17 protein-coding genes are annotated in these 16088 nt (G+C 72.2%); 7 read left to right on the forward strand and 10 right to left on the reverse strand.

The window, feature by feature from the left end; translation table 11 throughout:
- The first annotated feature begins 212 nt into the window (after nt 1-212).
- Both ASG96_RS14845 and ASG96_RS14850 read left to right on the forward strand, forming a co-directional pair.
- On the forward strand, nt 213-608 hold the full coding sequence (locus ASG96_RS14845) for a cupin (protein WP_056761779.1): 396 nt from the start codon (nt 213-215) through the stop codon (nt 606-608).
- Nucleotides 605-1762 carry an adenosine deaminase gene (locus tag ASG96_RS14850; RefSeq protein WP_057588461.1) on the forward strand — a complete coding sequence of 386 codons (1158 nt, stop codon included), beginning with the start codon at nt 605-607 and terminating at the stop codon, nt 1760-1762. The genes ASG96_RS14845 and ASG96_RS14850 overlap by 4 nt, the downstream gene beginning before the upstream one ends.
- 44 nt (nt 1763-1806) lie before the next feature.
- On the opposite strand, the gene ASG96_RS14855 is transcribed toward ASG96_RS14850, so the two are convergent.
- Genes ASG96_RS14855 through deoC form a run of 5 tightly spaced genes read right to left on the reverse strand, consistent with a single transcriptional unit; the run spans nt 1807 to nt 6592 of the window.
- Entirely contained in the window at nt 1807-2502 is a 696-nt protein-coding gene (locus ASG96_RS14855; RefSeq protein ID WP_057588462.1) for an aspartate/glutamate racemase family protein, read from the reverse strand.
- Nucleotides 2499-3170, reverse strand: a complete 672-nt coding sequence (locus ASG96_RS14860; RefSeq protein WP_235509172.1) for a uridine kinase — start codon at nt 3168-3170, stop codon at nt 2499-2501. Before ASG96_RS14860 ends, ASG96_RS14855 begins: the two co-directional genes overlap by 4 nt.
- Before the next feature lie 28 nt (nt 3171-3198).
- Entirely contained in the window at nt 3199-4086 is an 888-nt protein-coding gene (locus tag ASG96_RS14865; RefSeq protein WP_057588463.1) for an aldehyde dehydrogenase family protein, read from the reverse strand.
- Complete coding sequence (locus ASG96_RS14870; RefSeq protein WP_057588464.1) at nt 4083-5555, reverse strand: aldehyde dehydrogenase family protein; 1473 nt, start codon at nt 5553-5555, stop codon at nt 4083-4085. The genes ASG96_RS14865 and ASG96_RS14870 overlap by 4 nt, the downstream gene beginning before the upstream one ends.
- 50 nt (nt 5556-5605) lie before the next feature.
- Nucleotides 5606-6592, reverse strand: a complete 987-nt coding sequence (deoC, locus tag ASG96_RS14875) for a deoxyribose-phosphate aldolase (RefSeq protein ID WP_082588988.1) — start codon at nt 6590-6592, stop codon at nt 5606-5608.
- A gap of 55 nt (nt 6593-6647) precedes the next feature.
- On the opposite strand from deoC, the gene ASG96_RS14880 reads away from it, so the two are divergent.
- A complete protein-coding gene (locus ASG96_RS14880) occupies nt 6648-7301 on the forward strand; it encodes a PH domain-containing protein (RefSeq protein WP_056761761.1) in 654 nt (217 codons plus the stop codon).
- Nucleotides 7302-7361: 60 nt separating this feature from the next.
- Here ASG96_RS14880 and ASG96_RS14885 read toward each other — a convergent pair whose 3' ends face one another.
- The 3 genes from ASG96_RS14885 to ASG96_RS14895 are packed head-to-tail and all read right to left on the reverse strand — an operon-like array spanning nt 7362 to nt 10524.
- Nucleotides 7362-9047, reverse strand: a complete 1686-nt coding sequence (locus ASG96_RS14885) for a phospho-sugar mutase (protein ID WP_057588465.1) — start codon at nt 9045-9047, stop codon at nt 7362-7364.
- Complete coding sequence (locus tag ASG96_RS14890; protein WP_057588466.1) at nt 9047-9880, reverse strand: purine-nucleoside phosphorylase; 834 nt, start codon at nt 9878-9880, stop codon at nt 9047-9049. Before ASG96_RS14890 ends, ASG96_RS14885 begins: the two co-directional genes overlap by 1 nt.
- A gap of 50 nt (nt 9881-9930) precedes the next feature.
- A complete protein-coding gene (locus ASG96_RS14895; RefSeq protein WP_057588467.1) occupies nt 9931-10524 on the reverse strand; it encodes a TetR/AcrR family transcriptional regulator in 594 nt (197 codons plus the stop codon).
- A gap of 123 nt (nt 10525-10647) precedes the next feature.
- Here ASG96_RS14895 and ASG96_RS23305 point away from each other — a divergent pair, with 123 nt between their 5' ends.
- Nucleotides 10648-10824, forward strand: coding sequence for a hypothetical protein (locus ASG96_RS23305; protein ID WP_157610909.1), 177 nt, complete (start codon nt 10648-10650; stop codon nt 10822-10824).
- Between the two features lie 63 nt (nt 10825-10887).
- The gene (locus ASG96_RS14900; RefSeq protein ID WP_056761749.1) at nt 10888-12291 is read left to right on the forward strand and encodes an NAD(P)H-quinone dehydrogenase; all 1404 of its coding nucleotides are present in this window, start codon (nt 10888-10890) and stop codon (nt 12289-12291) included.
- Nucleotides 12292-12381: 90 nt separating this feature from the next.
- Here ASG96_RS14900 and ASG96_RS14905 read toward each other — a convergent pair whose 3' ends face one another.
- Nucleotides 12382-12603, reverse strand: coding sequence for a hypothetical protein (locus tag ASG96_RS14905; RefSeq protein WP_056761747.1), 222 nt, complete (start codon nt 12601-12603; stop codon nt 12382-12384).
- 119 nt (nt 12604-12722) lie between these two features.
- Between ASG96_RS14905 and ASG96_RS14910 the strand changes: the two genes are divergently transcribed.
- Nucleotides 12723-13247 (forward strand): antitoxin, encoded by a 525-nt coding sequence (locus tag ASG96_RS14910; protein ID WP_057588468.1) that lies wholly within the window; start codon nt 12723-12725, stop codon nt 13245-13247.
- A gap of 86 nt (nt 13248-13333) precedes the next feature.
- Here ASG96_RS14910 and ASG96_RS14915 read toward each other — a convergent pair whose 3' ends face one another.
- Complete coding sequence (locus tag ASG96_RS14915; protein ID WP_056761741.1) at nt 13334-15118, reverse strand: biotin carboxylase N-terminal domain-containing protein; 1785 nt, start codon at nt 15116-15118, stop codon at nt 13334-13336.
- A gap of 118 nt (nt 15119-15236) precedes the next feature.
- Here ASG96_RS14915 and ASG96_RS14920 point away from each other — a divergent pair, with 118 nt between their 5' ends.
- Complete coding sequence (locus ASG96_RS14920; RefSeq protein ID WP_057588667.1) at nt 15237-16079, forward strand: aldo/keto reductase; 843 nt, start codon at nt 15237-15239, stop codon at nt 16077-16079.
- Nucleotides 16080-16088: the final 9 nt, after the last annotated feature.

Below are 16088 nucleotides of genomic sequence, written 5' to 3' on the forward strand. Positions count from 1 at the left end.
TCAGCGCCGATGGTACTGCACTGGTGACGGTGTGGGAGAGTAGGACGCAGCCGGACACACTTTCAGACAACCCCGCCGGGTAACCGGCGGGGTTGTCGCATTTCCATACCCTTTTCGTCGTCTCTTTCGGAGGCCGGCGACGCGTTCCGATGTCGGGACGCCCCGCCCAGGAAGGTGCTGAGGGCCCATCGGCCAGGGTCTAGGGTTGGCTCGTGCCTGAACTCATTCCCTTTCCCACCCGTATCCCCGTCCCCGGCGGCAAGGTCATCGACGAGCACGTCGGTGCCGTCAACACCCCGGGCGCGAGCCTGCAGGCGTCGGTCTCCGTGGCGCGGATGGTCGCCCCGGGCGGTTGGTCCGAGCCCTTCCAGACGCCCGAGTTCGACGAGATCACGCTGGTGCTCGCCGGAACGGTGATCATCGACCACGACGGTGGCACCCTCGAGGTCGCGGCCGGCCAGTCGGTCGTGACGCGGGGCGGCGAGCGCATCCGCTACTCGTGCGGTCCTGACGGCGCCGAGTACGTCGCCGTCTGCCTGCCCGCCTTCAGCCCGGACTCGGTGCACCGCGAGGACGAGACCGAGACGGGCGCCGGTGACGCGTCGTGAGCGCTGACGACGTCCGTCGGGCTCCCAAGGTCCTGCTCCACGACCACCTCGACGGAGGTCTGCGCCCGCAGTCGGTCATCGAGCTCGCCGCGGAGGTCGGCTACGACGTGCTGCCCGAGACCGACGCGGAGTCGCTGGGCACCTGGTTCCGGGAGAGCGCCGACTCCGGCTCGCTCCCGCGCTACCTCGAGACCTTCGACCACACCCTCGCCGTCATGCAGACGCGTGAAGGCCTCTTCCGGGTGGCCAGCGAGTGCGCCCAGGACCTCGCCGCCGACGGCGTGGTCTACGCCGAGAGCCGCTACGCGCCGGAGCAGCACCTGACCCGTGGTCTGACGCTCGAGGGCGTCGTCGAGGCCGTCAACGCCGGCCTGCGCGACGGGGAGGCGCGGGCTGCGGCTGCGGGACACCCGATCCGGGTCACCTCGCTGCTGACGGCCATGCGGCACGCGGCCAAGTCCACCGAGATCGCCGAGCTCGCGATCCGCTATCGGGACCAGGGCGTCTCCGGGTTCGACATCGCCGGAGCCGAGGCGGGCTACCCGCCCACCCGTCACCTCGACGCCTTCGAGTACCTCCGCCGCGAGAACTTCCACTTCACGATCCACGCCGGTGAGGCGTTCGGTCTGCCGTCCATCTGGGAGGCCATCCAGTGGTGCGGCGCGGACCGGCTCGGCCACGGTGTGCGCATCGTCGACGACATCACCATCGACGGCGCACCCTTCGCCCAGTGGGTCGAGGGCAACAAGGACGACGTCGGCGCCCTGACGACCCTGGAGCTCGACCGGGTGCGCCTGGGTCGGCTCTCGGCCTACGTGCGCGACAAGCGCATCCCCCTCGAGATGTGCCCGAGCAGCAACCTGCAGACGTCTGCGGCGCCGTCGATCGCGCTGCACCCGATCACGCTGCTGCGTCGCCTGCGCTTCCGGGTCACCCTCAACACCGACAACCGGCTCATGAGCGACACCTCGATGAGCAAGGAGGCGGCCCTGCTGCGAGACGAGGCCGGCTGGACCCTCGAGGACCTGCGCTGGGTGACGATCAACGCCATGAAGTCGGCGTTCATCCCGTTCGACGAGCGCCTCGCGCTCATCGACGACGTCATCAAGCCGGGGTACGCCGCCCTCGGCTACCAGGCGCCTCCCATCGCCTGAGGCTGCCGAGCCCCGTCCGTCCGGCGGGCGCCGCCGTGGGGGAGTCAGTCGCCCGCGAGCGCGGCGGTCACCGCGGCCTCGACGTGCAGGCGGGTCGTCGGGAAGACCGGCACGTGCGAGTCGGACTGGTCGACGAGCAGTTCGATCTCGGTGCAGCCGAGGACGACTCCCTCGGCGCCCGCCGCGACGAGCCGGGCGATGACCTCGCGGTAGGCCTGCCGGGACTCCTCGGTGACGACGCCGAGGCACAGCTCGTCGTAGATGACCCGGTGCACCAGGGCGCGGTCGTCGGCGTCGGGCACGAGCACCGTCAGGCCGTGGCCGGCGAGGCGCTCACGCAGGAAGCCCTCCTCCATCGTGTAGGCCGTCGCGAGCAGGCCGACCCGACGGAGGCCCGCCGCTCGCACCGCGTGGGCGGTGACGTCCCCGATGTGCAGCAGCGGGATGGAGACGGCCTCCTCGATGGCGGGGGCGACCTTGTGCATCGTGTTGGTGCACAGCACGATCAACTCAGCGCCTCCGGCCTCGAGTCCCGCGGCGGCCGCGGCGAGCAGCACGCCGGCCTCGTCCCAGCGGTCCTCGGCCTGCAGGCGCTCGACCTCGGCGAAGTCGACGGAGTGCAGCAGCAGTCGCGCGGAGGCGAGCCCGCCGACCCTCTCTCGCACGAGCTCGTTGGCGAGCCGGTAGTACTCCGCGCTCGACTCCCAGCTCATGCCGCCGAGCAGGCCGATGAGCCTCACGCCGGTCTCGCGCTGGGGAGTGCGCCGAGCTCGGTCTCTGCGTCGCGCGGGTGCACGCACCTGGCGCCGTGGGCCTGTGCCTCGGCGACCACGTGCGGCTCGTCGCGCCAGAGGGCGATCCCGCGGCGGACGAGGATGTGGGGGGGTTTCCGTCGCTCGGACAGGTCCCGCACGAACCGGCGCAGGGCCGTCAGGGTGCGGTTCTGCCGTACGCACAGGGCGTCGGCGAGCAGGCCCTCGCGCTGCAGGGGCTCGACGAGCCGGCCGGCGAAGAGACCCTCGGCCAGCACGAAGTCGGTCGGGCCGGCGTGCACGACGTGCCGACCCGTCACGGCGGACGCGCCGATGTCGTAGACGGGGACCTCGACGTGCCCCTCGTCGACGAGCCGACGCAAGGCGTCGACCGCGGCCTGGCTGTCCCACGAGTCGGCGTGGTCCCAGTCGGGGATGCCGATGGGGGACCGCGGCAGTCGGGGATCGCTCGCCTCGCGGTAGAAGTCGTCGAGGCGCACGACCGGCCACCCGTGGGCGGCGCTCAACCGAGCCGAGAGGCGGCTCTTGCCGGCGCCGCTGGGTCCGGTGAGGAGGATGACGCGGCGACGACCGGCACCCGTCTCGCGGTTGCCGCCCGCGCGGTGGTCGACCGACGCCACCTCGTCTCCTCCCACCGAACCAGGGTTCCGACCCGAACCGGGCTCAGAGACCCTTGGGGTGCCAGACGGTCTTCGTCTCGACGAAGGCGCGGATCCGACCGAGCCCCGGGTCGGCGTCCCAGTCGGGCTCGACGGGGGCGCCGTCGGCCAGGGCCGGCCGGTAGACACGCTTGAGGTTGCCCGCGGCCTCGGCCTCGAGCGCGGCCCAGTCGACGCCGTTGGCGCCGGCCACTCCGGTCAGGTCGATGGCGTTGACGTCGCGGTGCGCGGCGAGCCACGTCGCGACCTCGGCGGTCTGCGCGGTGACGATGTTGACGACGCCACCCGGGACGTCGGACGTCGCGAGGACCTCGCTGAAGGTCACCGCCGGGAGCGGTCGGGCAGCCGAGGTGACGACCACGGCGGTGTTGCCCGCCGCGATGACGGGGGCCACGACCGACACGAGACCGAGCAGCGAGGAGCCTTGGGGCGCAAGGACGCCCACCACACCGGTCGGCTCAGGAGCCGACACGTTGAAGAACGGCCCGGCGACGGGGTTGAGGTTGCCGAGCACCTGGGCGATCTTGTCGGTCCACCCGGCGTACCAGACGACGCGGTCGATCGCGGCGTCGACGACGGCACCTGCGGCACGGACCGTGAGCCCCTCGCTCGCGGCGACCTCGTCGACGAACTGGGCTCGGCGGCCCTCGAGCACCTCCGCGACGCGGTAGAGCACCTGGCCGCGGTTGTAGGCCGTCGCGCCCGCCCAGCCGGCCAGCGCGCCCCGAGCGGCGACGACGGCGTCCCGGACGTCCTTGCGAGAGCCCATCGCGGCGTTGGCGAGGAACTCGCCCGAGGCCGAGACGACCTCGTAGGAGCGACCGGACTCGCTGCGCGGGAACGTGCCCCCGATGTAGAGCTTGTAGGTCTTGCGCACGTCGAGGCGGCTCATCGGGCGGCTCCCGTCAGGGTCGAAGGGGCGGTGGTGACGTAGGCCTCGAGGCCGTGGCGGCCGCCCTCGCGGCCATAGCCCGACTCCTTGAAGCCACCGAACGGCGACGTCGGGTCGAAGCGGTTGAAGGTGTTGGCCCAGACCACGCCGGCCTTGAGCTGGTCGGCCATCCAGAGGATGCGCGAGCCCTTCTCGGTCCAGACGCCGGCCGAGAGGCCGTACGCCGTGTTGTTGGCCTTGGCGACCGCCTCCTGCGGTGTGCGGAAGGTCAGCACGGACAGGACCGGGCCGAAGATCTCCTCGGTCGCGACACGGTGCGTCTGCGAGACGCCCGTGAGCACCGTCGGCGGGAACCAGTAGCCCTTGGCCGGCAGGGTGCACTCGGGGCTCCAGCGCTCGGCACCCTCGGCGACGCCTGCCTCGACGAGCGAGGTGATGCGGTCGAGCTGCGCCTTGCTGTTGATCGCGCCGAGGTCGCTGTTCTTGTCCATCGGGTCACCGACGCGCAGCGTGCCGAGACGACGCTTGAGCTTCGCGACGACCTGGTCGTGGACGTTCTCCTGCACGAGCAGGCGCGAGCCGGCGCAGCACACCTGGCCCTGGTTGAAGAAGATGCCGTTGACGATGCCCTCGACGGCCTGGTCGAGCGGGGCGTCGTCGAAGACGATGTTCGCGGCCTTGCCGCCGAGCTCGAGCGTGGCCTTCTTCGACGTGCCGGCGATGGTCCGGGCGATCGCCTTGCCGACCTCGGTCGAGCCGGTGAAGGCGATCTTGTCGACGTCGGGGTGCTCGACGAGGGCCTGACCCGTGCGGCCGTCTCCGGTGATGATGTTGACGACGCCGGCGGGCAGCTCGGCCTGCTGGCAGACCTCGGCGAAGAGCAGGGCCGATAGCGGTGTCGTCTCGGCGGGCTTGAGCACGACGGTGTTGCCCGTCGCGAGGGCCGGGGCGATCTTCCACGCGAGCATGAGCAGCGGGAAGTTCCACGGGATGACCTGGCCGACCACGCCGTGCGGGCGCGGCACGTCGGCGCCCGAGGCGGACAGGCCGGCATACTCCAGCTTGTCGGCCCAGCCCGCGTGGTAGAAGAAGTGCGCCGCGGCGACCGGGACATCGACGTCGCGGGTCTCCTTGATCGGCTTGCCGTTGTCGAGCGTCTCGAGCACGGCGAACTCACGGGCCCGCTCCTGGAGGATGCGGGCGATGCGGAAGAGGTACTTGCCGCGCTCGGCGCCGCTCATGCGACCCCAGACGCCCTCATAGGCGCGGCGAGCCGCAGCGACCGCCTTGTCGACGTCCTTGGGGCCGGCCTGGCTCACCTCGGCGAGGACCGTCTCGTCGGCGGGGTTGAGCGTGGGGAAGGTCGCCTTGGGGCGCGTGAAGGCGCCGTCGATGAAGAGCCCGTAGGACTTCTCGATCGTGACGATGGCGCGCGACTCCGGCGCGGGGGCGTACTCGAACTTCGGCATCAGGGTGTCTTTCGTGGGCGCTGTCGTGTGGCGCGGTCGGTCAGTCGCGGTCAGTCGATCGTCACGTAGTCGGCGCCGGAGTAGGCACCGGTGGCGAGCTTCTGCCGCTGGAGGATGAGGTCGTTGAGCAGGCTCGAGGCACCGAAGCGGAACCACTCGGGGGTGAGCCAGTCGTCGCCCGCGATCTCGCTGACCATGACGAGGTACTTGATGGCGTCCTTGGTGGTCTTGATGCCACCGGCCGGCTTGACGCCCACCTGGGTGCCGGTGAGGTCGCGCCAGTCGCGCACGGCCTCGAGCATGATGAGCGTGACGGGCAGGGTCGCCGCAGGCTGGACCTTGCCGGTGGACGTCTTGATGAAGTCGCCGCCGGCGAGCATCGAGAGGTAGGACGCGCGGCGGACGTTGTCGTAGGTGACGAGCTCGCCCGTCTCCATGATGACCTTGAGGTGCGCCGTGCCGCAGGCCTGCTTGACCTCGGCGATCTGGTTGAAGACCGTGAGGTAGTCGCCCGAGAGGAACGCCCCGCGGTCGATGACCATGTCGATCTCGTCGGCTCCGGCCTCGACGGCGTCACGGGTGTCGGCGAGCTTGACCGGCATGCTCGCGCGCCCGGACGGGAAGGCGGTCGCGACGGCCGCGACGTGGATGCCACTGTCACCGAGCGCGGCCTTCGCGGTCGCGACCATGTCGCCGTAGACGCAGATCGCGGCGGGCCGCGGCGTCGTGGGGTCGAGCGGGTCGGGCACGAGGGCCTTCGCGCACAGCGAGCGGACCTTGCCGACCGTGTCGGAGCCCTCGAGGGTCGTCAGGTCGATCATCCCGATGGCGGTGTCGATCGCCCAGGCCTTGCTCGTCGTCTTCACCGAGCGGGTGCCGAGGGACGCGGCTCGCGCCTCGCAGCCGACCTGGTCGACCCCGGGCAGGCCGTGCAGCCAGGAGGTCAGGGCATGGTTCGTCAGGCGCGACACCCCGAGGACGTCCCGCGCCTGCGCGGTGAGGTCCTGCGCGGTGCGCGTCGTGGTGCTTACTGTCACCACGGGAGTCTATCCACCTATCGAGACGGCCCGTCACGCGTGAGAGAGTCGGTCCGTGAGCCCTGACGTGTCCCCACCGCCCTCCGACTCACCGGCCGAGGCCCCCGACGAGAGCGACGCTCTGCGCGATGCCCGCACCCTCCGGCCGGGCTCGTCGATCGTCGTCGGCGTCGTCGGCGGGGTCGCCGGACTCGCCCTGCTCGTCCTCGCCGCGCTGACCGAGCCGCGGAGCTGGACGCTCATCTCGACCGTGGTGCTCGCCCTCGCGCTGCTGTGGCTCTTCGTCGTGCGACCGTGCGTCGTCATCCACGCCGAGGGCATCCGGCTCGTCAACCCGCTGCGGGTCGTCGACGTCACGTGGCCCGCCATCGCCGAGGTGCGGTCGAGGTGGGCGCTCGAGATCGTCGCGGAGGGCCGGCGCTACACGGCATGGGGCGTGCCGGCCGATCCCGGCCGTCCGAGGTACGGCCGCGGCATGCTGACCGTCGGCGCCAACAAGGTGCGGGGCAAGGGGACCACGGAGGAGCCGACGAAGTCCAAGGTCGAGGCGCAGGCCGTCGCGGCCGAGGTCGAGGCGCGCATGAGCGCCGACCGCAAGCGCAAGGACGGCCGGACGCCGCGCATCGCGCACCAGGCCTGGGACCCGGTGTCCGTCGGCCTGCTCCTCGCCGCCGCGGCCTTCTTCGTCATCGGCACGTTCGTCGTGTGACGGGCTGCCGCTCACCCTGCCCCACGCGTACGCCGTCGATGGCGTACGCGTGGGGCTCCCTCAGAGGGACGTGAGGCGTTCCATGTCGGCCCGGACGCGGGCGAGCCGGGTCTCGGCGAGCGCGCGTGACTCGCCGAGGGCCGCCGGACCGGCGACCGGCTCGATGACCTCGAGGTAGACCTTCACCTTGGGCTCGGTGCCGCTCGGGCGCACGATGACGCGGGAGCGGTCGACGAGGTGGTAGCGCAGGCCCTCGGTGGGCGGCAGCCCGCCGTCGCCCCGGGCGAGGTCGTCGATGCGGTCGACCTCCACGCCGGCCACCGAGGCCGGCGGCTCGGCGCGCAGGCGCCCCATCAGGGTGTCGGTCTGGGCGAGGTCCGAGACGCGCACCGAGAACGAGTCGGTCGCGTGCACGCCGTGCTCGACGGCGAGGTCGTCGAGCTGGTCGATGAGCGTGCGCCCCTGTGCCTTGAGGGTGGCTGCGAGCTCGGCGAGCAGCAGGGCGGCGCTGACGCCGTCCTTGTCGCGGACGAGCTGCGGCGCGACGCAGTAGCCGAGCGCCTCCTCGTAGCCGTAGCGCAGCCGGTCGACGCGGGAGATCCACTTGAAGCCGGTGAGCGTCTCCTCGTGGGCGAGTCCGGCGGCCTTCGCGATCGACGCGAGCAGGCGCGAGGACACGATCGAGTTGGCGAAGACGTCGCGGCGCGAGACGCCACGCCGGACGATGTGGGCACCGAGGAGCGCCCCCACCTCGTCGCCGCGCAGCATCCGCCAGTCGCCGAGGGCCGGGTCGAGCACGGCCGCAGCGCACCGGTCGGCGTCCGGGTCGTTGGCGATGACGAGGTCGCACCCGACGGCGCGGGCTCGGGCCAGCGCGAGGTCGATCGCGCCCTTCTCCTCGGGGTTGGGGAACGCGACGGTCGGGAAGTCCGGGTCGGGTACGGCCTGCTCGTCGACGACGACCGGCGCCGCGAAGCCGGCCTGGACGAAGGCGGTGTGCACCGTGCCGTGACCGACGCCGTGCAGGCTCGTGTGGACGACGCGGAGGTCGCGCGGCGAGCTCGGGTCGACGACGCCGACGACGGCGTCGACGTAGTCCTCGAGGAGGTTGTCGCCCAGCATCTCCCAGCCATCGGCGGCGCGCGGCACGTCGGCCACCCGCTCGACGCGGCCGATGTGGGCGGCGATCCGGGCGTCGGCGGGCGGCACGATCTGGCTGCCGTCGCCGAGGTAGACCTTGTAGCCGTTGTCCTGCGGCGGATTGTGGCTCGCCGTCACCATGACGCCGGCATCGGCGCCGAGGTGGCGGATCGCGAAGGCGAGGACCGGCGTCGGAAGGGGCTGGGGCAGCAGCAGCGCCCGGCCGCCGGCCGCGACGACCACGGCGGCGGTGTCGCGGGCGAAGACGTCCGAGTTGTAGCGCGCGTCGTAGCCGACGACGACCGTCGGCGCGTCGCCGGCGCGCCCCTCGTCCTTGAGGTATGCCGTCAGGCCGGCCGCCGCTCGGATGACGACGCTGCGGTTCATCCGGTTGGGGCCGGCGCCGAGGGCCCCGCGCAGCCCGGCGGTGCCGAACTCGAGCAGTCCGGCCATGCGGTCGGCGAGGTCGGCGGCTGCGTCCGCGTCGCCCGCCGTCGCCCTGCCGAGGACGGCGTCGAGCTCGGCCCGCGTCGTCGGGTCGGGGTCGTCGTCGCGCCAGGCCCGCGCCGCGGCATACAGCGTCTCGGTGGTGTCGATGGTCGTCATCAGAGGCGCCCCACGACCTGGGCGAGCAGCCGGCCGCAGCGTTCGGCGGCGGCCTGTCCGGCCTCGAGCACCTCGGCGTGGCTGAGCGGCTGGTCCGAGATGCCGGCCGCGAGGTTGGTCACGAGCGAGATGCCGAGCACGTCGAGCCCGGCCTGGCGCGCGGCGATCGCCTCGAGGCTCGTCGACATGCCGACGAGGTCGCCGCCGATGACCTTGGCCATCTGCACCTCGGCCGGCGTCTCGTAGTGCGGCCCTCGGAACTGGACGTAGACGCCCTCGTCGAGGTCGGGGTCGACCTCGCGGGCGATGTCGCGCAGTCGCGGGGTGTAGAGGTCGGTGAGGTCGACGAAGTTCGCACCCTCGACGGGGGAGTGCGCGGTGAGGTTGATGTGGTCCCGGATGAGGACGGGAGTGCCGGGTGCCCACGCGGGGTTGAGGCCACCGCAGCCGTTGGTCAGCACGACGGTCGAGCAACCCGCCGCCTTCGCGGTGCGGACGCCGTGGACGACGGCCCGCACGCCGCGCCCCTCGTAGAAGTGGGTGCGGGTGCCGAAGACGAGCGCCCGGCGGCCGGTGTTGCCGATGGCCACCGAACGCATGCTGCCGGAGTGTCCGGCGACGGCGGCCTTGTGGAAGCCGGGGACGTCGGCGTTCTCGACGGTCGCGAGCGTCTCACCGATGAGGTCGGCGGTCTGGCCCCAGCCCGATCCGAGCACGAGGGCAACGTCGTGGTGGTCGGCGCCGGTGCGCTCGGCGATGACGGCGGCGGCGTCGGCGGCGACGGCGAAGGGGTCGGTGGAGGGGTCGCTGAGATCACGGTGGGAACTGGTCACGCTCAGGACTCTAGCGAGGTCGACCCGGTGCAGGAACCGGCCCGGTCGGGTCAGCCCGGACTCTCCGCGAACGCCGTGAGCACCGTGTCGACGGTGCGCGTGACGAAGGCCCGCCGGCGCCGCGCCGGCTGCGCCAGGGCGCTGAGCAGGACGCCCTCGAGGGCGGCCACGACGGCCTCTGCGCGGGTCCTCGTGTCGCCGTCTCGGCTGCGGCTCACGACCTCCTCGACGACGTCGAGCAGCCGGATGCGCCACTGCGCGAAGGCGGCGGCCAGCTCGTCGTCGCGGGCCGCCTCGAGCGTCAGCTCCAGACGGGCCAGCACGACGTCGGGATCGCGCAGCCAGCCGGCGAAGAGGTCGGAGACCTGGGCACCTGCGAAGGTCGGGTCGCCGGGTCGAGTGGCGAGGCGGCGGGCGAGTGCCTCGACGTCGTCGGTCAGGCCCGTGGCGACGTGCTGGGCGAGGGCGTGGACCAAGGCGGCACGCGTGCGCAGGTAGGCCGAGCAGGTCCCCGGCGGCAGCCCGGCCCTGGCGTCGACGGCGCGATGGGTCAGTCCACGGAGCCCGCCCGCGGCGACCACCTGCACGGCGGCCTCGAGCAGCTGTCGGCGGCGCGGGGAGAGGGGGGCGTCCGTCGGGGACATCGGTCCTGCCTGTCGCACGAGTGGGAGTCGTCACACCGAGGGTAGCCGGGAATGTGTGGCGGCTCGGACGGTGTTTCTACATATGTAGAATCTACGGATGTAGAAACCTTCAGGAGGTCCACCATGCAGATCCTCACCGGCATCACGCCGTTCCTCGTCGTCTTCTTCTCTCTCGCCGCGATCGCCGCGCTGCTCGTCCTCGGGGCTGCAGGCGCCTTCCTCGTGCGCAACCGCTCCCTGCGTGTCCGCGCCGGAACGCCCCTCGTGCCCTACTACCGTGGGCTTGCCCTCAGCCACTGACGGCCGGCTCCGCCCGGTCGCCGGGCGGTCGGACGCCCGTCCGAGGGATGGTTGGATGGTCCCGTGATCACGCGCGAGACATCCGTTGTCATCATCGGCGGCGGCCCCGGGGGCTATGAGGCGGCGCTCGTCGCGGCCCAGCTCGGGGCGCAGGTCACGATCGTCGAGAAGGACGGCCTCGGCGGCGCGGCCGTCCTCACCGACTGCGTCCCCAGCAAGGCCCTCATCGCGACCGCCGACTACATGTCCGACTTCGAGACCGCGTCGCGGCTCGGTGTGCGGCTGCAGGACGACGACGGTGACGAGGTGTCCGACGCCGTCGCCCAGGCGCACACCGTCAACGACCGCATCCTCGAGCTCGCCGCCGCTCAGAGCGCCGATATCCAGGGGAGCCTCGAGGCGGTCGGCGTCACCGTGCTGCGCGGCACCGCCCGGATCGTCGGCCGCGAGCGCGTGGTCGCCGAGCTCGCGGACGGGACGACGCAGGAGCTCACCGCGCACGTCGTCCTCGTCGCCACCGGCGCTGCACCTCGCGTCATGGACACCATGCGGCCGGACGGCGAGCGCATCCTGACGTGGCAGCAGATCTACTCCCTCGACGAGCTGCCCGAGCGGATCATCGTCATCGGGTCAGGTGTCACCGGCGCCGAGCTCGCCCAGGCCTACCTCGGCCTCGGCTCCCAGGTCGTGCTCGTCTCCTCACGCGACCGGGTGCTGCCCGGCGAGGACGCCGACGCCGCCACCGTCATCGAGGACGTCTTCCGCAAGCGCGGCATGGAGGTCCTCAACAAGTCGCGAGCGGCGTCCGTCGAGCGCACGGCCGACGGCGTCGTCGTCACGCTCGTCGACGGGCGCACCGTCGAGGGGTCGCACGCCCTGCTCGCCGTCGGATCCGTGCCGAACACCGACGGTCTCGGCCTCGAGGAGGCCGGTGTCGAGCTCAGCCCCTCGGGGCACGTCCAGGTCGACCGGGTCTCGCGCACCAGCGTCGGCGGCGTCTACGCGGCCGGCGACTGCACCGGCGTGCTGCCCCTCGCGTCCGTCGCCGCCATGCAGGGACGCATCGCCATGTGGCACGCGCTCGGCGACGCCGTGTCGCCCCTCAACGTGCGGGGCGTCGCCGCCAACATCTTCACGGAGCCCGAGATCGCGACCGTCGGCATCAGCCAGAACGCGGCCGACGAGTCACCCGACGTCGAGTCCGTGACCCTGCCGCTCGCACGCAACCCGCGCGCCAAGATGCAGGGCATCAGCGACGGCTTCGTCAAGCTCTTCTGTCGCAAGGGCTACGGGACGGTGCTCGGCGGGGTCGTCGTCGCGCCGAAGGCGTCCGAGCTGATCTACCCCGTCGCGCTCGCGGTGCAGAACCGCCTCAGCGTGGACCAGGTGTCGAGCACCATCACGGTCTACCCCTCGCTGTCGGGCTCGATCGCCGAGGCGGCGCGCCAGCTGCACCAGTCCGACTGACCTCGACCGAGGCCGCGCCGTCCCGGGGTGAGCAGACGTCCGACGCGGGACGACCGACCCGGCCGGACGGCATACCGTGTCGGCGGCTGCTCAGTGCTCGTCGTCGCGCGGCGCCGGGCGGTCAGCCTGCCCGCGCTCGAGCTCGGCTCGACGGTCCTCCTCAGCCCATCGTTCGCGCCGGCGGCGCGAGACCACCTCGCGCAGCTTCTTCTGCAGCGGGTAGACGATCGCGGCCACGATGACGAGGATGACGAGGTTCGCCACGGAGAAGACGGGCTGGTCGGCCGAGGCAGTGGGGAGGGTCGCAAACACATGAGCAGTGTGCCAGAGGCGTAGCGTCGGGCCCGTGGCGGCGTCGTCGCCATGTCAGGGATGGCTGTCCACCCGCGGGCGGTGGTTCCTGAGCAGGTCGGACCGTGGAGGCAAACGCAGTGAGCGACTGGATCCAGAAGGCCAAGGACTTCGTCAAGGGCCACCCCGAGCAGGCCCAGCAGGGACTCGACAAGGCCGAGGAGCTCATCAACGAGCGCACCGGGGGGAAGTACGCCGACCAGGTCGACCAGGGCAGCGACAAGCTGAAGGAGGGCCTCGGGCTGCCGCCGGACGCCGAGGGCACCCAGCCTCCCGGCGCCCCGGAGCCGCCGGCCACCCCGCCGCCGGCTCCGAGCCCGCCGCCGGCCCCGACGCCCGAGCCCACGCCGACACCGGAGCCCGTCCCGACGCCGGAGCCCGTTCCGACACCGGAGCCCGGACCCGTCGAGCCGAGGCCGCCGGTCGACCCGACCGACCCGGCTCCCGTCGACCCCCACCTGCCCGGCGGACCCGGCCCGTCGGAGATCCCGCCGGCGGGAGGGCCTGCCGGCGAGCAGGAGCTGCCCGGAGTCCCCGACCCCAACCTGCCCGGCTCGGGCGACGGCGACGTCACCCTCGGCGACCCGCCCGCCAAGCAGGGCTGACGAGACGCTGCCGGCGACGGCGGCACACGACGAGGGCCGACCCCGCCACGCGGGGTCGGCCCTCGTCGTCGGTCCGGTGGGTGGGCTCAGCCCTCGGCGACGTCGGTGATCTCGGCGAGCACGGCACCCGACGTGACGGTCTCGCCGACCTTCGCGGTGAGGCCCGACACGACGCCGGCCTTGTGGGCGGTGATGGGCTGCTCCATCTTCATCGCCTCCAGGACGATGACGAGGTCGCCCGCCGCGACGGTCGCGCCCTCCTCGACGGCGATCTTGACGATCGTGCCCTGCATCGGGGCGGTGAGGGAGTCGCCGGAGGCCGCGCCCCCGGACTTGCCGCCACCGGACCTCTTGGGCGCCTTCTTCTTGGCCGCAGACGCACTCCCGCCGCCGCCGAGCGACAGACCGCCCGGGAGCGAGACCTCGAGGCGCTTGCCCCCGACCTCGACGACGACGGTCTGGCGCTCCTCGGCCTCGGCCGCGTCGGCCGACCCACCGGCATACGCCTCGATCGTGTTGTCGAACTCGGTCTCGATCCAACGGGTGTGGATCGTGAAGGGCGCACCGTCGGCCGGCGCGAAGGCCGGGTCGGCGACGACGGCCCGGTGGAACGGCACGACGGTCGGCATGCCCTCGATGGTGAGCTCGGCCAGGGCCCGGCGCGACCGCTCGATGGCCTGCTCACGGGTGCGGCCGGTGATGACGAGCTTGGCGATCATCGAGTCGAAGGCGCCGGCGACGGTGTCGCCCTCGACGAGGCCGGCGTCCCAGCGCACACCGGGACCCTGCGGGACGACCATGCGGCTGACGGTCCCCGGTGCCGGCAGGAAGCCGCGGCCGGCGTCCTCGCCGTTGATGCGGAACTCGATCGAGTGGGCGTGCGGCTCGGGGTCGCCGTAGTCGAGGGACTCGCCGTTCGCGATGCGGAACTGCTCCCGCACGAGGTCGATGCCGGTGACCTCCTCGGTCACGGGGTGCTCGACCTGCAGACGGGTGTTGACCTCGAGGAAGCTGATGTCGCCGGCCGGGCCGACGAGGAACTCGCACGTGCCGGCTCCGACGTATCCGGCCTCCTTGAGGATCGCCTTGCTCGCGCGGAGCAGCTCGGTGTGCTGCGCCTCGGAGAGGAACGGTGCGGGCGCCTCCTCGACGAGCTTCTGGTTGCGGCGCTGGAGCGAGCAGTCGCGCGTCGACACGACGACGACGTTGCCGTGCTGGTCGGCCAGGCACTGGGTCTCGACGTGGCGGGGGTGGTCGAGGAAGCGCTCGACGAAGCACTCGCCGCGGCCGAAGGCCGTCACGGCCTCGCGGACCGCCGAGTCGTAGAGGTCGGGGATCTCCTCCATGGCGCGGGCGACCTTGAGGCCGCGGCCGCCGCCGCCGTAGGCCGCCTTGATCGCGACGGGGAGGCCGTGCTCCTTCGCGAACTCGACGACCTCGTCGGCTCCCGAGACGGGGTCCTTCGTGCCGGGCACGAGTGGCGCGCCGGCCTTCGTGGCGATGTGGCGCGCCTTGACCTTGTCGCCGAGGGAGTCGATCGCCTGGGGGCCGGGGCCGATCCAGATCAGGCCGGCGTCGATGACCGCCTGCGCGAACGAGGCGTTCTCGGCGAGGAAGCCGTAGCCGGGGTGGACCGCGTCGGCGCCCGCCTGACGGGCGATGTCGAGCAGCTTCTCCTGGACGAGGTAGCTCTCGCCGGGGGTCGAGCCCCCGAGGGCGTACGCCTCGTCGGCGACCTTGACGTGCAAGGCATCCCGGTCAGGCTCGGCGTAGACGGCGACCGAGGCGATCCCGCTGTCCGCGCACGCCCGCGCGATGCGGACGGCGATCTCACCACGGTTTGCGATCAGTACCTTGCTGATGGATGCCATGGTTCGGACTCTATCGGGATGACGTCGCGTCAATTCGGCGTCCTCGGGTCTATTCCCGGTCGTCTCGGAGTGAGGTCGGGCACACCACCCCGAGCGGCACCGACCTAGCGTGGGCAGCATGACGACACACGAGCCAGTCCACACCCTCGGCCTCGGCCACGCCTCAACCCCGGGCCTCGCTGTCCCGCAGGTCGGCTTCGGTGTCTGGGAGGTCCCGGACGCCGCCGTCGACGCCGCCTTCGGCCGTGCGCTCGATGCCGGCTACCGCCACATCGACACCGCGCGGATCTACGGCAACGAGGAGGGCGTCGGCCGGGTCCTCGGGCGCAGCGACGTCGACCGCGACGACGTCTTCGTCACGACGAAGGTCTGGAACGACGACCACAGGAGCGTGCCCGCGGCCTTCGACGCCTCGATGCAGCGCCTCGGCATCGAGGTCCTCGACCTCTACCTCATCCACTGGCCGGCCCCGCAGCAGGATGCCTACGTCGACGCCTGGCGGGCGATGCTCGACCTCCAGCGCGAGGGACGGGTCCGCTCGGTCGGTGTCTGCAACTTCCAGGTGCCCCACCTCGAGAGGCTGCTCGAGGAGACCGGGGTCCTGCCGTCGGTCAACCAGATCGAGCTGAGCCCGTACCTCCAGCAGAGGGAGCTGCGCGCCTTCCACGCCGAGCACGGCATCGTCACCGAGGCCTGGAGCCCGCTCGCCGTCCGTGCCGGGCTGCTCGACGACCCGGTCGTCGTCGCCCTCGCCGCGACGCATGCCGTGACGCCCGCCCAGCTCGTGCTGCGCTGGCACGTCGAGCTCGGCAACGTCGTGCTCGCGCGCTCCGTCACCCCGGCACGCATCGCGGAGAACGTCGAGATCTTCGGGTTCAGCCTCGGCGAGGACGACCTCGAGGCCCTCGCCGGGCTCGACCGGGGCACCCGTACCGGGCCCGACCCGGACGCCTTCGGCTGACCGGACCCG

The organism is Terrabacter sp. Soil810 (genome assembly GCF_001429645.1).
Classification (GTDB): domain Bacteria; phylum Actinomycetota; class Actinomycetes; order Actinomycetales; family Dermatophilaceae; genus Terrabacter.

Bases quoted from the DNA above. Each gene is read 5' to 3' on its own strand.
- ASG96_RS14865 (WP_057588463.1), bottom strand. From the start codon at position 4,086: ATGAGCCGCCTCGACGTGCGCAAGACCTACAAGCTCTACATCGGGGGC.
- ASG96_RS14870 (WP_057588464.1), bottom strand. From the start codon at position 5,555: ATGCCGAAGTTCGAGTACGCCCCCGCGCCGGAGTCGCGCGCCATCGTC.
- ASG96_RS14885 (WP_057588465.1), bottom strand. From the start codon at position 9,047: ATGACGACCATCGACACCACCGAGACGCTGTATGCCGCGGCGCGGGCC.
- ASG96_RS14895 (WP_057588467.1), bottom strand. From the start codon at position 10,524: ATGTCCCCGACGGACGCCCCCCTCTCCCCGCGCCGCCGACAGCTGCTC.
- ASG96_RS23305 (WP_157610909.1), top strand. From the start codon at position 10,648: ATGCAGATCCTCACCGGCATCACGCCGTTCCTCGTCGTCTTCTTCTCT.
- ASG96_RS14915 (WP_056761741.1), bottom strand. From the start codon at position 15,118: ATGGCATCCATCAGCAAGGTACTGATCGCAAACCGTGGTGAGATCGCC.
- ASG96_RS14920 (WP_057588667.1), top strand. From the start codon at position 15,237: ATGACGACACACGAGCCAGTCCACACCCTCGGCCTCGGCCACGCCTCA.